The 19,703-nt window shown below is 57.4% G+C and carries 17 protein-coding genes; 7 read left to right on the forward strand and 10 right to left on the reverse strand.

Annotated elements, in window-relative coordinates:
• Nucleotides 1-5: 5 nt before the first annotated feature.
• Both ltaE and poxB read right to left on the reverse strand, forming a co-directional pair.
• A complete protein-coding gene (gene ltaE / locus VPX56_RS07875; protein ID WP_326470951.1) occupies nucleotides 6-1,007 on the reverse strand; it encodes a low-specificity L-threonine aldolase in 1,002 nt (333 codons plus the stop codon).
• Between the two features lie 160 nt (nucleotides 1,008-1,167).
• Nucleotides 1,168-2,886 (reverse strand): ubiquinone-dependent pyruvate dehydrogenase, encoded by a 1,719-nt coding sequence (poxB, locus tag VPX56_RS07880; RefSeq protein WP_326470952.1) that lies wholly within the window; start codon nucleotides 2,884-2,886, stop codon nucleotides 1,168-1,170.
• Nucleotides 2,887-3,038: 152 nt separating this feature from the next.
• Between poxB and VPX56_RS07885 the strand changes: the two genes are divergently transcribed.
• Entirely contained in the window at nucleotides 3,039-3,473 is a 435-nt protein-coding gene (locus tag VPX56_RS07885) for a DoxX family protein (protein ID WP_119934886.1), read from the forward strand.
• Nucleotides 3,474-3,588: 115 nt separating this feature from the next.
• Here VPX56_RS07885 and hcr read toward each other — a convergent pair whose 3' ends face one another.
• The 4 genes from hcr to aqpZ form a co-directional block, all read right to left on the reverse strand.
• Complete coding sequence (gene hcr / locus VPX56_RS07890; RefSeq protein WP_326470954.1) at nucleotides 3,589-4,557, reverse strand: NADH oxidoreductase; 969 nt, start codon at nucleotides 4,555-4,557, stop codon at nucleotides 3,589-3,591.
• Nucleotides 4,558-4,567: 10 nt separating this feature from the next.
• Nucleotides 4,568-6,220, reverse strand: a complete 1,653-nt coding sequence (gene hcp / locus VPX56_RS07895; protein ID WP_326470956.1) for a hydroxylamine reductase — start codon at nucleotides 6,218-6,220, stop codon at nucleotides 4,568-4,570.
• 144 nt (nucleotides 6,221-6,364) lie between these two features.
• Entirely contained in the window at nucleotides 6,365-7,264 is a 900-nt protein-coding gene (locus VPX56_RS07900) for a LysO family transporter (protein ID WP_326470958.1), read from the reverse strand.
• Nucleotides 7,265-7,440: 176 nt separating this feature from the next.
• Complete coding sequence (aqpZ, locus tag VPX56_RS07905; protein ID WP_131632840.1) at nucleotides 7,441-8,136, reverse strand: aquaporin Z; 696 nt, start codon at nucleotides 8,134-8,136, stop codon at nucleotides 7,441-7,443.
• Nucleotides 8,137-8,427: 291 nt separating this feature from the next.
• Between aqpZ and VPX56_RS07910 the strand changes: the two genes are divergently transcribed.
• On the forward strand, nucleotides 8,428-10,086 hold the full coding sequence (locus VPX56_RS07910; protein WP_131632839.1) for an ATP-dependent endonuclease: 1,659 nt from the start codon (nucleotides 8,428-8,430) through the stop codon (nucleotides 10,084-10,086).
• Here VPX56_RS07910 and VPX56_RS07915 read toward each other — a convergent pair.
• Entirely contained in the window at nucleotides 10,083-11,039 is a 957-nt protein-coding gene (locus tag VPX56_RS07915) for a VirK/YbjX family protein (protein ID WP_131632838.1), read from the reverse strand. The genes VPX56_RS07910 and VPX56_RS07915 overlap by 4 nt on opposite strands.
• A 159-nt stretch (nucleotides 11,040-11,198) precedes the next feature.
• Between VPX56_RS07915 and macA the strand changes: the two genes are divergently transcribed.
• Together macA and macB are read left to right on the forward strand one after the other, a co-directional pair.
• Nucleotides 11,199-12,314 carry a macrolide transporter subunit MacA gene (gene macA / locus VPX56_RS07920; protein ID WP_263609144.1) on the forward strand — a complete coding sequence of 372 codons (1,116 nt, stop codon included), beginning with the start codon at nucleotides 11,199-11,201 and terminating at the stop codon, nucleotides 12,312-12,314.
• Nucleotides 12,311-14,251, forward strand: a complete 1,941-nt coding sequence (macB, locus tag VPX56_RS07925) for a macrolide ABC transporter ATP-binding protein/permease MacB (RefSeq protein WP_326470963.1) — start codon at nucleotides 12,311-12,313, stop codon at nucleotides 14,249-14,251. The genes macA and macB overlap by 4 nt, the downstream gene beginning before the upstream one ends.
• A 70-nt stretch (nucleotides 14,252-14,321) precedes the next feature.
• On the opposite strand, the gene cspD is transcribed toward macB, so the two are convergent.
• Nucleotides 14,322-14,543, reverse strand: a complete 222-nt coding sequence (gene cspD / locus VPX56_RS07930) for a cold shock-like protein CspD (protein ID WP_006174390.1) — start codon at nucleotides 14,541-14,543, stop codon at nucleotides 14,322-14,324.
• 267 nt (nucleotides 14,544-14,810) lie between these two features.
• On the opposite strand from cspD, the gene clpS reads away from it, so the two are divergent.
• The 3 genes from clpS (at nucleotide 14,811) to VPX56_RS07945 (ending at nucleotide 18,390) form a co-directional block, all read left to right on the forward strand.
• Nucleotides 14,811-15,131 carry an ATP-dependent Clp protease adapter ClpS gene (clpS, locus tag VPX56_RS07935; protein ID WP_006174393.1) on the forward strand — a complete coding sequence of 107 codons (321 nt, stop codon included), beginning with the start codon at nucleotides 14,811-14,813 and terminating at the stop codon, nucleotides 15,129-15,131.
• A 27-nt stretch (nucleotides 15,132-15,158) separates the two neighbouring features.
• Nucleotides 15,159-17,438: an ATP-dependent Clp protease ATP-binding subunit ClpA gene (gene clpA, locus VPX56_RS07940; RefSeq protein ID WP_041910639.1), complete on the forward strand. Its 2,280-nt coding sequence runs from the start codon at nucleotides 15,159-15,161 to the stop codon at nucleotides 17,436-17,438.
• Between the two features lie 502 nt (nucleotides 17,439-17,940).
• The gene (locus tag VPX56_RS07945; protein WP_326470966.1) at nucleotides 17,941-18,390 is read left to right on the forward strand and encodes a hypothetical protein; all 450 of its coding nucleotides are present in this window, start codon (nucleotides 17,941-17,943) and stop codon (nucleotides 18,388-18,390) included.
• 71 nt (nucleotides 18,391-18,461) lie between these two features.
• Here VPX56_RS07945 and infA read toward each other — a convergent pair whose 3' ends face one another.
• A complete protein-coding gene (gene infA / locus VPX56_RS07950) occupies nucleotides 18,462-18,680 on the reverse strand; it encodes a translation initiation factor IF-1 (protein WP_002211347.1) in 219 nt (72 codons plus the stop codon).
• 284 nt (nucleotides 18,681-18,964) lie between these two features.
• A complete protein-coding gene (gene aat, locus VPX56_RS07955) occupies nucleotides 18,965-19,669 on the reverse strand; it encodes a leucyl/phenylalanyl-tRNA--protein transferase (protein ID WP_131632832.1) in 705 nt (234 codons plus the stop codon).
• Nucleotides 19,670-19,703 lie beyond the last annotated feature (34 nt).

The raw sequence follows: 19,703 nt of genomic DNA on the forward strand, positions 1-19,703 counted from the left end.
GCTCCTTATCGCTGTAAAAACGCCTGCCAGTGTTTCACCACGTCCGCCAGCTGCTCGCGGCTCACGTCGAGATGCATGACCAGGCGCACGACAGGTGAGGCGTTGATCAGCACGCCGCGTGCTTTCATAAATTCGCCCAGCGCGGCGGCGTGCTCGTCACCGACGCGCACGAAAAGCATGTTGGTGTCGTGACGCATCACGTCGGCACCACTTTCGCGCAGCTGCGCAGCCATCCACGCGGCGTTGTCGTGATCGTCCTTCAGGCGCGCCACGTTATTTTTCAGGGCATACAGCCCGGCAGCCGCCAGAATACCGGCCTGACGCATGCCGCCGCCGGTCATCTTACGCCAGCGGTTGGCGCGCTTGATGTAGTCTGCGTTACCGACCAGCAGGGAGCCGACTGGCGTGCCCAGACCTTTAGAGAGGCAAATGGTGAACGAGTCGCAATATTGCGTAATCTCTTTCAGCTCGCAGCCGTACGCCACCACGGCGTTAAAAATACGCGCGCCGTCAACGTGCAGGCCGAGCCTGCGCTCGCGGGTAAAGTCCCACGCTGCTTTCAGGTACTCGCGCGGCAGCACTTTGCCGTTGTGGGTGTTTTCGAGGCTGAGCAGCTTTGTGCGGGCGAAATGAATATCGTCGGCTTTGATTTTGGCCGCGACTTTATCCAGCGGCAGGGAGCCGTCCGGCGCGGCATCGATTGGCTGCGGCTGAATGCTGCCGAGCACCGCTGCGCCGCCTGCTTCATACAGGTAGTTATGCGCGCCCTGGCCGACAATGTACTCTTCGCCGCGCTCGCAGTGGCTGAGCAGCGCCACCAGGTTAGCCTGCGTACCGGTCGGCAGGAACAGGGCCGCCTCCTTGCCGCTCAGCTCTGCCGCATAGCGCTGCAGCTCGTTGACCGTCGGGTCATCGCCGTAGACGTCGTCCCCGACCGGGGCGGCCATCATCTCTTCGAGCATGGCGCGGCTCGGGCGGGTTACGGTATCACTACGTAAATCAATCATGTCATATCCTTATACGCTTCACCCTTCACGCCGCCTCGGCGTTGGCGTTGGCTTCGCCCTCAAACCCCAGTCACATAGTTATCTATGCTCCTGGGGATTTTCGGGCTTGCCGCCTTGATGCGACATGAATGGTTTTGCGTATGACTTTAAAAGGATATTTTTACCTGAGCCAGTTGGTTTTTGCCAGTTCGATCACTTCGTCACCGCGCCCGCTGATGATGGCGCGCAGCATATACAGGCTAAAGCCTTTAGCCTGCTCGAGCTTGATCTGCGGCGGGATTGCCAGCTCTTCTTTGGCGACGACGACATCCACCAGCACCGGACCGTTAATGGAGAAGGCGCGCTGCAGGGCTTCATCCACCTCGGAGGCTTTCTCGACGCGAATGCCGGTGATGCCGCAGGCCTCGGCGATGCGCGCGAAGTTGGTGTCGTGCAGCTCGGTGCCGTCCGTCAGGTAGCCGCCGGCCTTCATCTCCATCGCCACGAAGCCCAGCACGCTGTTGTTAAAGACCACGATTTTCAGCGGGAGCTTCATCTGCACCACCGAGAGGAAATCCCCCATCAGCATGCTGAAGCCGCCGTCGCCGCACATTGCTACCACCTGACGCTCCGGTGCGGTGGCTTTCGCGCCCAGCGCCTGCGGCATGGCGTTCGCCATCGAGCCGTGGTTGAACGAGCCGAGCAGGCGGCGTTTGCCGTTCATCTTCAGGTAGCGCGCCGCCCAGACGGTTGGCGTGCCGACGTCGCAGGTGAAGATGGCGTCGTCGTCGGCAAAGTGGCTGATTTGCTGCGCCAGATACTGCGGGTGAATGGCTTTGTCGCTCGGTTTGGCGAGGTCGTCCAGCCCCTTGCGCGCGTCGCGATAGTCGCTCAGCGCCTTATCAAGGAACTTGCGGTCCGTTTTTTCTTCCAGCAGCGGCAGCAGGGCGGCGAGGGTGGATTTGATGTCGCCGATCAGCGCCATATCCACTTTACTGTGCGCGCCGATGCTCCCGGGATTAATGTCGATCTGGATGATTTTGGCATCCGACGGATAGAAGGCACGGTACGGGAACTGGGTGCCGAGCAGGATCAGCGTGTCGGCATTCATCATGGTGTGAAAACCGCTGGAGAACCCGATCAGGCCGGTCATGCCCACGTCGTACGGGTTGTCGTACTCCACGTGCTCCTTGCCGCGCAGGGCGTGGACGATCGGCGCTTTTAGCTTGCCCGCAAATTCCACCAGCTCTTTGTGTGCCCCCGCGCAGCCGCTGCCGCACATCAGGGCGATATTGCTGGAGTAGCGCAGCAGCTGCGCCAGCTTTTTCAGCTCCTCTTCCGCAGGCGTCACGACGGGCTGCGGGGCGTGATACCAGTGGCTGCTGGCCCCTTCAGGTGCGGCCTTGAGCGCGACGTCGCCGGGGATAACGACGACCGAAACGCCGCGGTTCAGCACGGCTTTGCGCATGGCAATCGCCAGCACCTGCGGGATCTGCTCCGGCGATGAAACCAGCTCGCAGTAGTGGCTACACTCGCGGAACAGCTCCTGCGGATGCGTCTCCTGAAAATAGCCGCTGCCGATTTCGGATGAGGGAATGTGGGCGGCAATGGCCAGCACCGGCACGTGGTTACGATGGCAGTCGAAAAGGCCGTTAATTAAATGCAGGTTTCCCGGCCCGCAGGAGCCGGCGCAAACGGCCAGCTCGCCCGTAAGCTGCGCTTCGGCACCCGCGGCGAACGCGGCCACCTCTTCATGGCGGGTGGGCATCCACTCGATGGTTTTCATCTTATTGAGGCTATCGCTCAGTCCATTCAGCGAGTCGCCGGTTACGCCCCAGATACGCTTAACGCCAGCCTGTTCGAGGGTTTTTGCTATGTATGCAGCCACGGTTTGTTTCATGGGTGTCCTTCTCCTTTTTGTGATATCGCTTACAAGCTTAGAAGAAAGTCTGCGTATTGCCCGCCAAATACCCCCAATTAAAAGGTGCTTTTCACGCGCAATTATTCGGCATAATCTGGTGATACCTCGGGTGAAAACAGGAATCATTTCAAATGGTTAAATCATTGTTAATCGCTGTTAATGAAAAGCTAACGTGCGACGATCTTGGCAAACTCTTGTTACGACTTGCCGTCGGTGGGCTGATGCTTTTTCACGGTTTGCATAAGTTATTTGGCGGGGTGGGATTTATCAGCGGCATGCTGGTGGAAAAGGGACTGCCGGGGTTTATCGCCTATGGCGTATTGATTGGCGAAGTGGTCGCGCCGATCCTGATTGTTATCGGGCTCTTTACGCGTCCGGCCGCGCTGGTGCTGGCGTTTACGATGATTGTCGCGTGGCTGATGGTCGGAACGGGCAAAACCTTTGCGCTGGATGCGGTAGGCGCATGGGCCATTGAAAGCCTGGTGTACTTCTTTATCGGCGCGCTGGCAGTGGCGTTTTTAGGGGCAGGGCGGTTTGCGGTAGGGAAAGATCCGGCGTGGCGGTGAGGATAACAAAAGCCCGGTGGCGCTAGCGCTTACCGGGCCTACGAAGAGCCAGCATGTACAAAGTAGGCCGGGTAAACGCAGTGCCACCCGGCAAAAATGGTGGCACCGCATCACATTACGCCAGCACCAGATCGCCCTGCGGATGGCACGAACACGCCAGCACATAACCCTCGGCGATGTCAGCCTCGGTCAGCGTCATGGTGCTGGTGACCGTATACTCACCGGAAACCACCTTCGTCTTACAGCAGCCGCACACGCCGGCGCGACAGGCTGCCACCACCGGAACCTTATTGCTTTCCAGCGCCTCCAGCAGCGTGGTGCCCACGCGGCCAAAGAAGGTCTGGGCAGGCTGCAGCTTGGTGAACTGAATCCCGCTGGTTGCCGCTTCCGCCACGGGCGTGAAGAACTGCTCTTTGAAGAAGCGGGTCACGCCAAGCGCCTTCACTTCTTTCTCGACGATATCCATGTACGGCGCCGGGCCGCAGGTCATCACGGTGCGGTTCGCAATATCCGGCACGCTCTGCAGCAGCTCGCGGCTAAGGCGGCCGGGCACAAAACCGTGCGTCGCATTGTTTTCCGCCACCAGCGTCACCGGATAATTGCGCCATTCTTCCGCAAAAATAACATCTTCCGGCGAGCGTACGCTGAAGATCACCTGCACGTCAGCCTGCGGACGGTTCTTCGCCAGCCAGCGGCGCATCGACATCACCGGCGTCACGCCGCAGCCCGCCGCCAGCAGCAGGAATTTATCCTCTGCTTTATCGTCACAGGTGAAATCACCCTGCGCGTCGGACAGCCAGATATAGTCTCCACGCTTCACGTCGCGGGTCAGCCACTGAGAGCCTGCACCGTCATCAATGCGGCGAATGGTCAGCGTAATGTACTCGCTCACGCCCGGCGTGGAGGAGATCGTGTAGGCGCGCAGGGTGTCCGCAGCGTTGCGGACGCTGACCAGCGCATACTGACCTGCACGGTACGGATAGTAGTCGTGACACAGCAGCGACAGCGTCCACACATCCGGCGTCTCCTGATGGATGTGATGAACCTGCATCCGCCACGGACATTGTGAGGTTGGCATGGTCATGACTCTCTCCTTACGCGCTCAGCAGCTGCTTCATATCGTCTTCAACGTTGGTCACGGAACGCAGACCAAATTTCTCGTTCAGCACCGCCAGCAGGTCCGGCGTCAGGAAGCCTGGCGCGGTCGGGCCGGTGACGATGTTGGTCACGCCCAGGGAGAGCAGGGTCAGCAGGATGACAATTGCTTTCTGCTCGAACCATGACAGCACCAGCGACAGCGGCAGATCGTTCACGCCGCAGCCCAGCTTCTCTGCCAGGGTGACGGCCAGAATGATGGCAGAGTAAGCGTCGTTACACTGACCGGCATCCACCAGACGCGGCAGCCCTTCGATGTTGCCGAAGTCCAGCTTGTTGAAACGGTATTTGCCGCAGGCCAGGGTCAGGATCAGGCAATCGTCCGGTACGCTGGTGGCGAAGTCGGTGAAGTAGTTACGCTCGCCGCGCGCGCCGTCGCAGCCGCCAATCAGGAAGATGTGGCGCAGTTTTTCACGGCTCACCAGGTCAATCAGGGAATCGGCAGCGCCCAGCAGGGTTTCGCGACCGAAGCCGACGGTGATCAGGTGTTCGATTTCGCTGTACGGGAAGCCGGCCATCTGCTGCGCCTGAGCGATAACCGGACCGAAATCGTCGCCTTCGAGGTGGCTCACGCCCGGCCAGCCGACGATGCTACGGGTCCAGATGCGGTCATCGTACGCGCCTACGGTTGGGTCGATGATGCAGTTGGAGGTCATCACGATTGGGCCAGGGAAGCGGGCGAATTCAACCTGCTGGTTCTGCCAGCCGCTGCCGTAGTTACCGACCAGATGCTTAAATTTACGCAGCTCCGGGTAGCCGTGCGCGGGCAGCATCTCACCGTGGGTATAGACGTTAACGCCGGTGCCTTCGGTCTGCTTCAGCAGGTTGTAGAGATCTTTCAGGTCGTGACCGGAAATCAGGATGCACTTGCCCTCGGTCGCTTTCACGTTCACCTGAGTCGGTGTCGGGTGGCCGTAGGTGCTGGTTTCACCGGCATCCAGAATGCTCATCACGCGGAAGTTCATCTGGCCGATCTCCATTGAACACTCCAGCAGCGCGTTCATATCGGAAGGCCATGTGCCCAGCCACGCCATGATTTTGTGGTACTGGGCGTAGATGTCGTTGTCGTACTGACCGAGCACGTGCGCGTGTTCCATATAGGCCGCTGCACCCTTCAGGCCGTACAGGCACAGCAGGCGCAGGCCGAGAATGTTCTCGCCAATCGCCGCTTTGTCTTTGTTTGGGGTAAATTCTGCCGCCTGACGCTGCAGATCGCCCAGGTCGTCGCTCACCAGCTGCAGCTCTGACATTGGGTTTTCTACGCGTGCGTTCGGATCGGCGTTCAGGCACTGGGCTTTCAGCGCTTCACGCAGGGCAATGGCCTCGCGGGCGTAGCCGACAATACGCGGAGAATCGAAGTTAACGTTGGTCAGCGTCGAGAAAAATGCGCGCGGGGCGAAGCTGTCGACGTAGTGGTCAACAATACCGTATTCGCGGGCCTTGAATGCCCATGCGGAGAGACCCTGCAGGGAGGCAATCAGCAGATCCTGCAGGTCTGACGTTTCTGCGGTTTTACCGCACATACCCTGTGCGTAAGAGCAGCCGTTGCCTGCCGGGGTACGGATGGTTTGTTCACATTGCACACAAAACATAATCACACCTGTTAAAGTTATATTTGATATACATGTTTAAGGTTATGCCTGTGCCAGAACGGTGAAAAGACCTTTCTTCTACAAAATAGAGGGATATTGATTTAGCGCAATTTTGGCGGCAGGAAACCTACCGCCAGAGGGGTATCAGGCGGAGAAGAACGCCATCAGAACGGGAACCAGCAGGCTCAGAATAAAGCCGTGTACGATGGCGGCAGGCACCATCTCCAGGCCGCCGGAGCGTTGCAGTACCGGCAGGGTAAAGTCCATGGACGTCGCGCCGCACAGGCCCAGTGCGGTAGAGCGGCTGCGGCGCACCAGCCCCGGGATCAGCATGATGGCAATCAGCTCGCGCGCCAGATCGTTAAAGAAGGCGGCGCTGCCAATCACCGGGCCAAAGGATTCGGTCAGCAGAATACCGGAAAGCGAGTACCAGCCAAACCCGGACGCCATCGCCAGGCCTGTTTTCAACGGCAAATCGAGAATAAAGGCGTTTATTATCCCGGCGACCATCGAACTGGCGATCACGACAACGGCTACCATCATTCCCCGACGATTAAGGACAATCTGTTTTAGCGTCATGCCATTATTTCGCAGCTGAATACCAATCAAGAACAGCAGGAAGATCAGGGTATATTCGCTGGCTTCCGTGGCGTGCTGCAAAAATGCCCATCCGGTAAGTCCAAGAAGAAAGCCGAGTACCACAACGCCGCACAGTTTTAAGGATTCCAGCGCCATCGCAATACGCGAAGGCAGTTTTTCCTGATGGTGCGTATTTTTCCACGGAATAGTACGTTCCAGCCAAAACAGCGCGGCAATATTGCAGAGCAAAATAACCGCCACGGTGACGGCAGAATAATGCAGGATGGACAATAAATTTGCGGCCAGGTTATCCAGGAAGGCCAGGCTTATCCCCATGAAAAAAAGAATGACGTAGACAATCCAGCTTAGAAAACGGTTGATGAGCCTCAATGCGGATTCACGGTGCAGCGGGATAATGTAGCCCACGATCAGGGGCAGCAGAATAATGAGGAGTCCTGAAAACATGAACAGCCGGTCCTTGTGAGTATCTGTTAAGCGCCAGAGACACTACCCAATAAAGGCTGTTCAGTAAAGCGGCAAAAAAAAGCCGGGTGGCGGCTACGCCTTACCCGGCCTACAAGTGCACTCTCACGTAGGTCGGGTAAGCGTTAGCGCCACCCGACATTACAGGCCGCACTTAATTAATCGCGTTTTTCCAGCAGGGTGCGATAGAGCACGCCGCCCAGAATACCGCCGATGATGGGCATCACCCAGAACAGCCACAGCTGCTGAAGCGCCCAGCCGCCCTGGAAGATAGCAACCGCGGTGCTGCGCGCCGGGTTGACGGAGGTATTGGTCACCGGAATGGAGATCAGGTGGATCAGCGTCAGCGCCAGACCAATCGCGATTGGCGCAAAGCCCGCCGGAGCGTGCCGGTCGGTTGCGCCGTGGATCACCAGCAGGAAGCCTGCGGTCAACACAATTTCAATCACGATGGCAGACAGCATGGAGTAGCCGCCAGGAGAGTGTTCGCCGAAGCCGTTAGAGGCGAAGCCGCTGGCCGCGGCGTCAAAGCCTGCTTTGCCGCTGGCAATCACGTACAGAACCGCCGCAGCAATAATGCCGCCAATAACCTGGGCAATAATATAGCCTAATACGTCTTTCAGCGGGAAACGACCGCCCGCCCATAAGCCCAGCGTCACAGCAGGGTTAAAATGACCGCCGGAAATATGTCCTACCGCGAATGCCATGGTTAAGACCGTTAACCCGAACGCCAGCGCGACGCCGACGAAACCAATGCCTAATTCCGGAAACGCTGCTGCCAGTACTGCGCTACCGCAGCCGCCAAACACCAGCCAGAATGTACCAAAACATTCTGCCGCTAATTTTCTAAACATAACCACCTCAATAATAAACTTCCGCACGCTTCCCCGCGCACGGGCTATATCGCCATAAAGGGATGACGACTCAAAGAGCCATTATTTTGAAACCAACAACATCCCTTCGCCACTTAAATAAATTCGTTTAATTTGATTTAAGGCAATGTGATGTTATTCCTTGTTCAACCAGGAGGTAAATAGAGCATAGTCCAAATATAAGGTGGTTGTATATTCTACTGTCGTACCCTACATCCTGCCGCTATACTGCTGATAACTTAAAGGAAAAAGTGCTCATCTCGCGGGGGATATATGCTTCTCGAACGTGTGGAAATTGTCGGGTTTCGCGGTATCAACCGCCTGTCGCTGCAGCTGGAGCAGAACAACGTCCTGATCGGGGAAAACGCGTGGGGGAAATCCAGCCTGCTCGACGCGCTGACGCTCCTGCTTTCCCCCGAAGAAGATTTGTACCACTTCGTCCATGATGACTTCTGGTTTCCGCCGGGCGACGTTAACGGGCGCGAGAAGCACCTGCACATCATTCTGACCTTCCGGGAGTCTGAGCCGGGGCGTCACCGCGTGCGCCGCTTCCGGCCAATGTCGCCGTGCTGGGTGCCGTGCGATGATGATTATCATCGCATTTTCTATCGTCTCGAAGGGGAGATGGCCGAAAACGAAGGCGTACTCACCCTGCGCGAATTCCTTGATGAGAAAGGCAATCCCATCCCGCTGGATGATATTGACGACCTGGCCCGGCATTTAATTCGCCTGTCGCCCGTACTGCGCCTGCGTGATGCGCGCTTTATGCGTCGTATTCGTAACGGTACGGTGCCCAATATGCCGGATGTTGAGGTTACCGCCCGCGAGCTGGATTTTCTTGCACGGGAACTGGTGTCGCGCCCGCAGAATCTGACTGACGGCCAGATCCGTCAGGGGCTTTCCGCGATGGTACAGCTGCTGGAACATTACTTTTCCGAGCAGGGAACGGGGCAGTCACGCCATCGCCTGATGCGCCGCCGCTCTCACGATGAACAGCGAAGCTGGCGCTATCTCGACATCATTAACCGGATGATCGACCGGCCAGGAGGGCGCACCCATCGGGTGATATTGCTTGGGCTCTTCTCCACGCTGCTGCAGGCTAAGGGCACCGTTCGGCTGGATCGCGATGCGCGCCCGCTGCTGCTGGTGGAGGACCCGGAAACGCGCCTGCACCCGATTATGCTTTCCGTGGCCTGGCATCTGCTTAATTTGCTCCCGCTCCAGCGCATCACGACCACCAATTCAGGTGAATTGCTATCGCTCACGCCGGTGGAATATGTTTGTCGTCTGGTGCGCGAGTCGTCCCGCGTCTCTGCTTTCCGGCTCGGGCCGGGGGGCCTGAGCGCGGAAGACGGACGCCGCATCGCGTTTCATATTCGCTTTAACCGGGCGTCGTCGCTGTTTGCCCGCTGCTGGCTGCTGGTGGAGGGAGAGACCGAAACCTGGGTGATCAACGAGCTGGCGCGCCAGTGCGGACACCACTTTGATGCGGAAGGGATTAAGGTTATCGAGTTTGCGCAGTCGGGCTTAAAGCCGCTGATCAAGTTCGCCCGCAGGATGGGCATTGAGTGGCACGTGCTGGTAGACGGTGATGAGGCCGGTAAAAAGTATGCCGCGACCGTGCGCGGCTTGCTCAACAACGATCGGGAAGAGGAACGTGAGCATCTGACCATTCTGCCCGCGATGGACATGGAGCACTTCATGTACCGCCAGGGATTCGACGACGTCTTTCATCGCGTGGCGATGATCCCCGTGGATGTGCCGATGAATATGCGGCGGGTCATCGCCAAGGCCATTCATCGTTCGTCAAAACCGGATTTAGCGATAGAAGTGGCGACGGAAGCGGGAAGGCGGGGCGTGGAGTCCGTGCCCACGCTGCTGCGTAAAATGTTCTCCCGCGTGCTCTGGCTGGCACGCGGGAGAGCCGATTAGCCGCGGGCTGCCCGGGCTGCCTGAGCAATCAGGCTATCCAGCAGCTCATAGCGACGGCGATATTCAGAGCGTTTTTTGCTCGCAATCTCTTCCATCGGTTTGCGCGGCATGGTGAGCGGCAGCGCGAAGTTACCGTTGTCCTGCTTTTCACCGCCGATAGAGAGCCAGAAGCTGTCGTAATCTGCCAGCAGTTTGCCCTCTTTTTTCTTGCGGTAACGCCAGCTGCGGTAGATGTGCGTGGCGTTGCTCACCGCGACAATCTGCTCAACCGGGAACGCAGCGCCGAGCGTCATGGCGGCTTCAACCAGCAGGCGTTTCGGGAACAGGCCGTGGCACGCTTTGGTCGCGCCCTGGATCAGCTCATGGGGAACATGCGCTTTCGCGCCCTGCAAGCCGCCGATAAAGAGCGTGGTTTTCCCTTCAAACTGGCACAGCGTGAAGGTCATTTCCGCCAGCACCGTGTTCTGTTCGTCGCAGAAGGAGAGGGTGGCTTCACCTTCTTTATCCAGGAACGCGTCTGCGCACAGGCGAACGGTAAACTGCCGTTCATCTTTACCGGTTAACGTAAGCAGGGCGATCCCCTGTTTGGACAGATAGCCGTTTAGCAAGGTCGCCGGAAGCGTGCGGTTCATCGTCTGATAGTGCCAGTTAAGCGATTCCAGCGCGTGCTGGCGATCCATATTCACGGTCAGCCACGGGCGATGCAGGCGGCAGGGAAGCCCTGGCTGCACCTGGAGCATTTGCATCAGGCGGGGCTGTTTTGCCAGGTTTGCCAGCAGGCGCGCCGTACTGAACGGTGTCGCCAGCGAGCGCAGGATAAACTTGCGTCGATAGGCCGGGTTTTGCCACGCAAGCCCGGGGGTGATTTTCCCGAATGCCAGGTTTTTGAACAGTTGCCAGCCGGATTTAGGTTGTGGCAGGTGTGAATAAGGTGTATCGACGATGGAAGACATGATAGATCCTGCTTCTTGTGGAATTTCTCTATTTCAGCAGGCGAACTATCAACGTCTCGTAAACAAATTGTGACGATTTAGGGAAACAGGGGTTTCGTTGAAGAGTCGTTTAGATAAAATCAGCCGTGATGATAGCCAGAATAATTAATTGGAATTTATATGAACCTGAAGGGAAAACGCAGAAAGCTGTTTCTGCTGCTGGCGGTAGTCGTGCTGGTCGGTGGTTACTGGGTATGGCAGGTGCTCAACGCTCCTGTGCCGCAGTATCAAACGTTAATCGTGCGCCCGGGCGAGCTGCAGCAAAACGTGCTGGCGACGGGCAAGCTGGACGCGCTGCGCAAGGTCGACGTGGGCGCGCAGGTCAGCGGCCAGCTGAAAACGCTGTCGGTCGAAATTGGCGATAAAGTCAAAAAAGGCCAGCTGCTTGGCGTTATCGACCCCGAACAGGCCGAAAACCAGATCCGCGAAGTGGAAGCGACGCTGATGGAGCTGCGCGCCCAGCGCGCGCAGGCGCAGGCGGAGAGAAACCTCGCGCAGGTGACGCTGACGCGCCAGCAGGCGCTGGCCAAAACGCAGGCGATTTCGAAGCAGGATCTGGATACTGCCGCAACGGAGCTGGCGGTGAAGCAGGCGCAGATTGGCACCATCGACGCGCAGATCAAGCGTAATCAGGCCTCGCTGGATACGGCAAAAACCAACCTCGACTACACCAAAATCGTTGCGCCGATGGCCGGTGAGGTGACGCAAATCACCACGCTGCAGGGGCAGACGGTGATCGCCGCGCAGCAGGCGCCGAATATCCTGACGCTGGCGGACATGAGCACCATGCTGGTGAAAGCCCAGGTCTCAGAGGCGGATGTCATTCACCTCAAGCCGGGGCAGAACGCGTGGTTTACCGTGCTCGGCGATCCGCAGACCCGCTATGAGGGCGTGCTGAAGGACATTCTGCCGACGCCGGAAAAAGTGAACGATGCCATCTTCTACTATGCGCGTTTTGAAGTGCCGAACCCGCAGGGCGTGCTGCGTCTGGATATGACCGCGCAGGTGCACATTCAGCTGACCGGCGTGAAGAACGTGCTGACCATTCCGCTCTCTGCGCTGGGCGAATCCGCCGGCGACAATCGCTACAAGGTGAAAGTGCTCCGCAGCGGCGAAACGCGCGAGCGTGAAGTGGTGATAGGCGCACGGAACGACACCGACGTGGTGGTGGTGAAAGGGCTGGAAGAGGGTGAGGAGGTTGTCACCAGCGAAAGCCTGCCCGGAGCCGCCAAATGACGGCGCTGCTTGAGCTGAATGATATTCGTCGCAGCTATCCGTCCGGCGACGGCCCGGTGGAGGTGTTGAAAGGGATCTCCCTGCGCGTGGAGGCCGGCGAGATGGTGGCGATTGTCGGGGCGTCGGGCTCCGGTAAATCGACGCTGATGAACATTCTCGGCTGCCTGGATAAGCCGACCAGCGGCACCTATCGCGTGGCGGGAACGGATATCTCCACGCTGGACAGCGACGCGCTGGCGAAGCTGCGCCGGGAACATTTCGGCTTTATCTTTCAGCGCTACCATCTGCTCTCGCACCTGAGCGCGGCGCAAAACGTGGAAGTGCCCGCGGTCTATGCGGGCGTGGAGCGGAAAAAGCGGCTTGAGCGCGCGAAGGCGCTGCTCACGCGCCTTGGGCTGGCGGAGCGGGTGGACTATCAGCCGTCGCAGCTGTCCGGCGGCCAGCAGCAGCGCGTGAGTATTGCCCGCGCCCTGATGAACGGCGGGCAGGTGATCCTCGCGGATGAACCAACGGGAGCGCTCGACAGCCACTCCGGTGAAGAGGTCATGGCGATCCTCCATCAGCTGCGCGATCAGGGGCATACGGTGATTATCGTCACCCACGATCCGCAGGTAGCGGCGCAGGCCGAACGGATTATTGAGATCCACGACGGCGAGCTGGTCAGCAACCCGCCGCCGCGTGAGTCCAGAGCGGCGGCGCCGAAAGAGGCGCTCCCGGCATCGACCGGCTGGGGACAGTTCTCCAGCGGCTTTCGTGAAGCGCTCACCATGGCCTGGCTGGCGATGGCGGCCAACAAAATGCGCACCCTGTTAACGATGCTCGGCATCATCATCGGCATCGCTTCGGTGGTGTCGATTGTGGTGGTGGGCGACGCGGCGAAACAGCTGGTGCTGGCGGATATCCGCGCCATCGGCACCAACACTATCGACGTCTATCCCGGCAAAGACTTTGGCGACGATGAGCCGCAGAATCAGCAGGCGCTAAAATACGACGATCTGGCGGCGATCCAGAAGCAGCCGTGGGTGAACTCCGCCACGCCTGCGGTTTCGCAAAACCTGCGCCTGCGCTACGGCAACATTGACGTGGCGGCTAGCGCGAACGGCGTGAGCGGCGATTATTTTAACGTGTACGGCATGACCTTTAGCCAGGGCGCGACGTTCAATGCCGAACAGCTGGCGGGCAGGGCGCAGGTCGTGGTGTTAGATGACAACTCGCGCAGGCAGCTCTTCCCGAATAAAACGAACGTGGTGGGCGAGGTGATCCTCGTCGGCAACATGCCTGCGACGGTGATCGGCGTGGCGGAAGAGAAGCAGTCGATGTTTGGCAGCAGCAAGATCCTGCGCGTCTGGCTGCCCTATACCACCATCTCAGGGCGGATTATGGGCCAGTCCTGGCTCAACTCCATCACCGTTCGCGTGAAGGAGGGCTACGACAGCGCCATGGCCGAACAGCAGCTTGAGCGGCTGCTCACCCTGCGCCACGGGAAGAAGGATTTCTTCACCTGGAACATGGACGGTCTCTTGAAAACGGCGGAAAAGACCACACGTACTCTTCAGATGTTCCTGACGCTGGTGGCGGTGATTTCGCTGGTCGTTGGCGGTATCGGGGTGATGAATATCATGCTGGTGTCGGTGACGGAGCGCACGCGGGAGATCGGTATCCGCATGGCGGTCGGGGCCAGAGCCAGCGACGTGCTGCAGCAGTTTCTGATTGAGGCGGTGCTGGTATGCCTGGTGGGCGGGGCGATGGGCATTGCGCTTTCGATGATGATCGCCTTTGCGCTGCAGATCTTTCTACCGGGTTGGGAGATCGGCTTCTCGCCGGTGGCGATCCTCACGGCGTTTCTGTGTTCGACCTTCACCGGGATTTTGTTTGGCTGGCTACCTGCACGCAACGCGGCGCGGCTGGACCCGGTGGATGCGCTGGCGCGGGAATAACCCGAAAATAAAAATGCCAGCCGATCGGGCTGGCATTTTGCCTGCGGGGTGTACACAATGAATCAGAGAGCTATGCGACTGCTTCTGCTTCAACGGGGACGATCAGACTGGCATGATTGCCTTTTGGCCCCTGGTGTACATCGAACCGAACGGACTGCCCGGCTTTGAGCGTCCTGTAACCATCCATTTGAATGGTGGAATAGTGAGCGAAGATATCCTCGCCGCCGCCTTCGGGGCAGATGAAGCCAAACCCCTTGGCGTTGTTGAACCACTTAACAGTACCCATTTCCATGCTTCGACATCCTTCGTAAATCTTATAAATTAAGATGGAATGAACCGGTGGTGGAGTGGGGGCTGTTCAAAACCTCGCCAACTCACGCTTGTACAATTTAGATAAACGAAAGATGCCGTCAAGCATTTGGCGCTGGAGTTGGGACAATAATCAACCAAAATTTGAAGCAGTTAACGCTATTGCAACAGTTTGTGACAGACATCGCGGATGACAGTAATAGATGATTGTTATCTAACATCTGAGGTAGATTCAAAGTGGTTATGCATAATGGGTAAGACCAACGACTGGCTGGATTTTGACCAGCTGGCGGAAGATAAAGTGCGCGACGCGCTAAAACCGCCATCTATGTATAAAGTTATGTTAATGAACGATGATTACACGCCGATGGAATTTGTTATTGACGTGCTACAAAAGTTCTTTTCTTATGATGTAGAACGTGCAACGCAACTGATGCTTACCGTTCATTATCGAGGCAAAGCGATCTGCGGCATCTTTACTGCCGAAGTCGCGGAAACCAAAGTGGCGATGGTGAACGACTATGCAAGGGAGAACGAGCATCCGTTGCTGTGTACGCTGGAAAAGGCCTGATAAGGCATAAAATTGGGGGAGGTGCCTATGCTCAATCAAGAACTGGAACTCAGTTTAAACATGGCTTTCGCCAGAGCGCGTGAGCACCGACATGAGTTTATGACCGTCGAGCATTTACTGCTCGCACTGCTTAGCAACCCATCTGCCCGCGAAGCGCTGGAAGCCTGCTCCGTGGATCTGGTGGCGCTACGTCAGGAACTCGAAGCCTTCATCGAACAAACCACACCGGTGCTGCCAGCCAGTGAAGAAGAGCGCGACACGCAGCCGACGCTCAGCTTCCAGCGCGTGCTGCAGCGCGCGGTATTCCACGTCCAGTCTTCCGGACGTAGCGAAGTGACTGGCGCAAACGTCCTTGTCGCCATCTTCAGCGAGCAGGAGTCACAGGCTGCCTACCTGCTGCGTAAACACGAAGTCAGCCGCCTTGACGTGGTTAACTTTATCTCTCACGGAACGCGCAAAGACGAGCCTAACCAGGCATCGGATCCCAGCAATCAGGTCAATAACAATGAAGAGCAAGCAGGCGGGGAGGATCGTATGGAAAACTTCACCACCAACCTTAACCAGCTTGCTCGCGTTGGCGGTATCGATCCGCTGATTGGCCGCGATAAAGAGCTGGAGCGCGCGATCCAGGTGCTGTGCCGTCGCCGCAAGAACAACCCGCTGCTGGTGGGCGAGTCCGGCGTGGGTAAAACCGCGATTGCCGAAGGGCTTGCCTGGCGCATTGTGCAGGGCGACGTGCCGGAAGTGATTGCCGACTGCACCATCTACTCGCTGGATATCGGCTCGCTGCTGGCGGGCACCAAATACCGCGGTGATTTTGAAAAACGCTTCAAGGCGCTGTTGAAACAGCTGGAGCAGGACACCAACAGCATCCTGTTTATCGATGAGATCCACACCATCATCGGCGCAGGTGCGGCCTCCGGTGGCCAGGTGGATGCGGCGAACCTGATCAAACCGCTGCTCTCCAGCGGTAAGATCCGCGTGATGGGCTCCACGACCTATCAGGAGTTCAGCAACATCTTTGAGAAAGACCGTGCCCTGGCGCGCCGCTTCCAGAAAATCGACGTCACCGAGCCGTCCGTGGACGAAACGGTGCAGATCATCAACGGCCTGAAAACCAAGTACGAAGCGCACCACGACGTGCGTTACACCGCGAAAGCGGTACGTGCGGCGGTGGAGCTGGCGGTTAAATACATTAATGATCGTCATCTGCCGGATAAGGCGATTGACGTGATTGATGAAGCGGGTGCGCGTGCGCGCCTGATGCCGGCCAGCAAGCGTAAGAAAACCGTTAACGTGGCGGACATTGAGTCCGTGGTGGCCCGCATCGCGCGTATCCCTGAGAAGAGCGTTTCTCAGAGCGACCGCGACACGCTGCGCACCCTCGGCAATCGCCTGAAAATGCTGGTCTTTGGTCAGGATAAAGCCATTGAGGCCTTAACCGAAGCGATCAAGATGGCCCGCGCCGGACTGGGGCATGACCACAAGCCTGTCGGTTCCTTCCTGTTCGCTGGCCCGACCGGCGTGGGGAAAACCGAGGTGACGGTTCAGCTCTCCAAAGCGCTGGGCATTGAGCTGCTGCGCTTTGATATGTCCGAGTATATGGAGCGTCACACCGTCAGCCGTTTGATTGGTGCGCCTCCTGGCTACGTGGGCTTTGACCAGGGCGGCCTGCTCACCGACGCGGTGATCAAGCATCCGCACGCGGTCCTGCTGCTCGATGAAATCGAGAAGGCGCACCCGGACGTGTTCAACATCCTGCTGCAGGTGATGGACAACGGGACGCTGACCGACAACAACGGGCGCAAGGCGGACTTCCGCAACGTGGTGCTGGTGATGACCACCAACGCCGGTGTGCGTGAAACCGAGCGTAAATCCATCGGCCTGATCCACCAGGATAACAGCACCGATGCGATGGAGGAGATCAAGAAGATCTTCACGCCGGAGTTCCGTAACCGTCTGGACAACATTATCTGGTTCGATCACCTGTCTACCGAGGTGATCCATCAGGTGGTGGACAAGTTCATCGTCGAGCTGCAGGTTCAGCTGGATCAGAAAGGCGTGTCGCTGGAAGTGAGCCAGGAGGCCCGCAACTGGCTGGCCGAGAAAGGCTACGACCGTGCGATGGGTGCCCGTCCTATGGCGCGCGTGATTCAGGACAACCTGAAGAAACCGCTGGCGAACGAGCTGCTGTTTGGCTCGCTGGTGGACGGCGGCCAGGTGACCGTGGCGCTGGACCAGGCGAAGAACGAGCTGACGTACGATTTCCAGAGTGCGGCGAAGCACAAGCCGGAAGCGGCTCACTGAGTTGTAAGGTAAAAGCAAAACGGCAACTTCGGTTGCCGTTTTTTTTTGTTTTCTCCCTCTCCTCGTGGGAGAGGGCCGGGGTGAGGGCATCAGGCCAAGGTAAAAGCAAAACGACAACAGTGTTGTCGTTTTTTAGTGTTTTCTCCCTCTCCCTGTGGGAGAGGGTTGGGGTGAGGGCATCAGGCCGCACAGGAATTTTGCGAGGCGCTTTCCAGTTTCTTTCGAAGTCAGTTGCTGGATAAATCCACAGTAATAAAATGGCGGCGCACTTGCAAAATCAGGTGCCGGGATTGGCGTCCTGAAAGTGTGTGAGCAGCAGTAATGCTGCAGGCTTCGTTCGCCCTAAGGAAAAGGGTATAATTCTGCATCTGGCGGGCGAATCGGAAGCTTCTTTTGAAGCGCCAGTAGCACACACACTGGTACGCCAATTCCTTTTCGTCCGCCGCCAGCAAATTGGCGTTTCCTGCGGTGGTAAATTCAAAGTGTGTGAAGGAATTACCCAATGAATACAGAAAACAATTTCGCCCATTTATACACCGAACTCTCCCACAACCCCGATCTCCCAACTCTGGCCGAGCGCTGCAAGCTGCTCACCGAAATCCTCCTCGACTGCAAATCACTCCCGCAAACGCAGCCTGTTTGCCGTTGTCTCGGAGCTTACCTGGAAGAGGTGAAATCCGGCCTCACAGAATCCATGCGTGATTTTCAGGTGGTGGAATTTGAGGACGAAGCGGTACAGCCGCGACAAAAAGAGTGGTTGCTTGAAGATACAGATACGAAATGCGACTACTGCCGGGCGTTAAACCATGTGCTGCTGGTGTCGCATTTTGACCGCGATATGTTGCCGCACCTGACGGGATTACTCCACGAAATGGCTCATTCTATGGCGGGGGATTTAATCGCTCCTGTACAACCCTGGATGACAATACATCTTCCAACGCAGCAGCACTAAAGCCATAAATAAAAAAGGCCGGGATTATCCCGACCTTTTAAATATTCATCTGCCATTACAGGCGAAAACAATTAGCGACTACGGAAGACAATGCGGCCTTTGCTCAGGTCGTACGGGGTCAGTTCAACAGTCACTTTGTCGCCCGTTAAAATGCGGATGTAGTTTTTGCGCATTTTACCGGAGATGTGCGCAGTTACCACGTGACCGTTTTCCAGCTCTACGCGAAACATGGTATTAGGCAACGTATCAAGTACGGTACCCTGCATTTCAATATTGTCTTCTTTGGCCATCTAATCCTCTGGGGTATCACTACCAAGTTTTGAACCGGCAAGATAATGCCGAAATTCATCAATTAAGTAAAGAATTGCGCGATTAAAACGCAGCAAAACAGTTTCAGCGCATTGCCCAAGCGTCACGGTACAACCGAACAGGAAGCGCATTCGTAAAGGGGAGACAACAGGATAAACGTCAGGACGTTATCTGAAGCGAGGGTCCCAAACGGCGGCGGGGCAACAGGCAGAAGCTACTCTGCGGCGTAATTATAACACCCTCATAAAAAATATGCGGAAAACATTTAGGCATTGGGCAGAAAGAGTGTACGCGGCACCCAGAAGTCGCGCGGGAGCTTCTCCTGGCGGCAATTATCGAGGCGCTCAATGTAATCCCGACGGGAGATTTCAACGGCGCCGAGTGAAGCCGTGTGCTCATTGAGCACCTGGCAATCTAACAGCTGTCCCCCGCGATGTGCAAAGGCCTGGCAAAAAACCAGCAGCGCGGTTTTTGAAGCGTTTACCGCGCGGGAAAACATCGATTCGCCGCAGAACAAGGTCCCCTGCGCTACGCCGTACATACCGCCGACAAGCGCTTCACCTTCCCATACCTCGATAGAATGCGCGTAGCCAAGCTCATGCAGCTGATGATAGGCGGTGATGATATCGCGGGTGATCCACGTCCCTTCGTGACGATCTTCAGCACAGCCTTCAATAACCTGACCAAAGGCGTGATTCAGGGTGACACGGTAGGGTGACTTTGCATGGAAGCGCTTCATGCTGCGGCTCAGGTGAAACTGCGCTGGCCACAGTACGGCACGGGGATCGGGCGACCACCATAAAATCGGATCGCCGGGCGAGAACCACGGAAATATTCCTCGCTGGTAGGCCATCAACAGACGCGCAGGACTGAGATCGCCGCCCAGTGCCAGCAACCCATTAGGTTCACGCAGCGCCCCTTCCGGAGAGGGGAACGCAATATTATGACGAGAAAGCTGGACCAGGCGCATGACAGCGGAACTCCAATACGCGAGTAAGGATCGG

Source organism: Enterobacter wuhouensis (assembly GCF_035835995.1).
Lineage (GTDB): Bacteria > Pseudomonadota > Gammaproteobacteria > Enterobacterales > Enterobacteriaceae > Enterobacter > Enterobacter wuhouensis.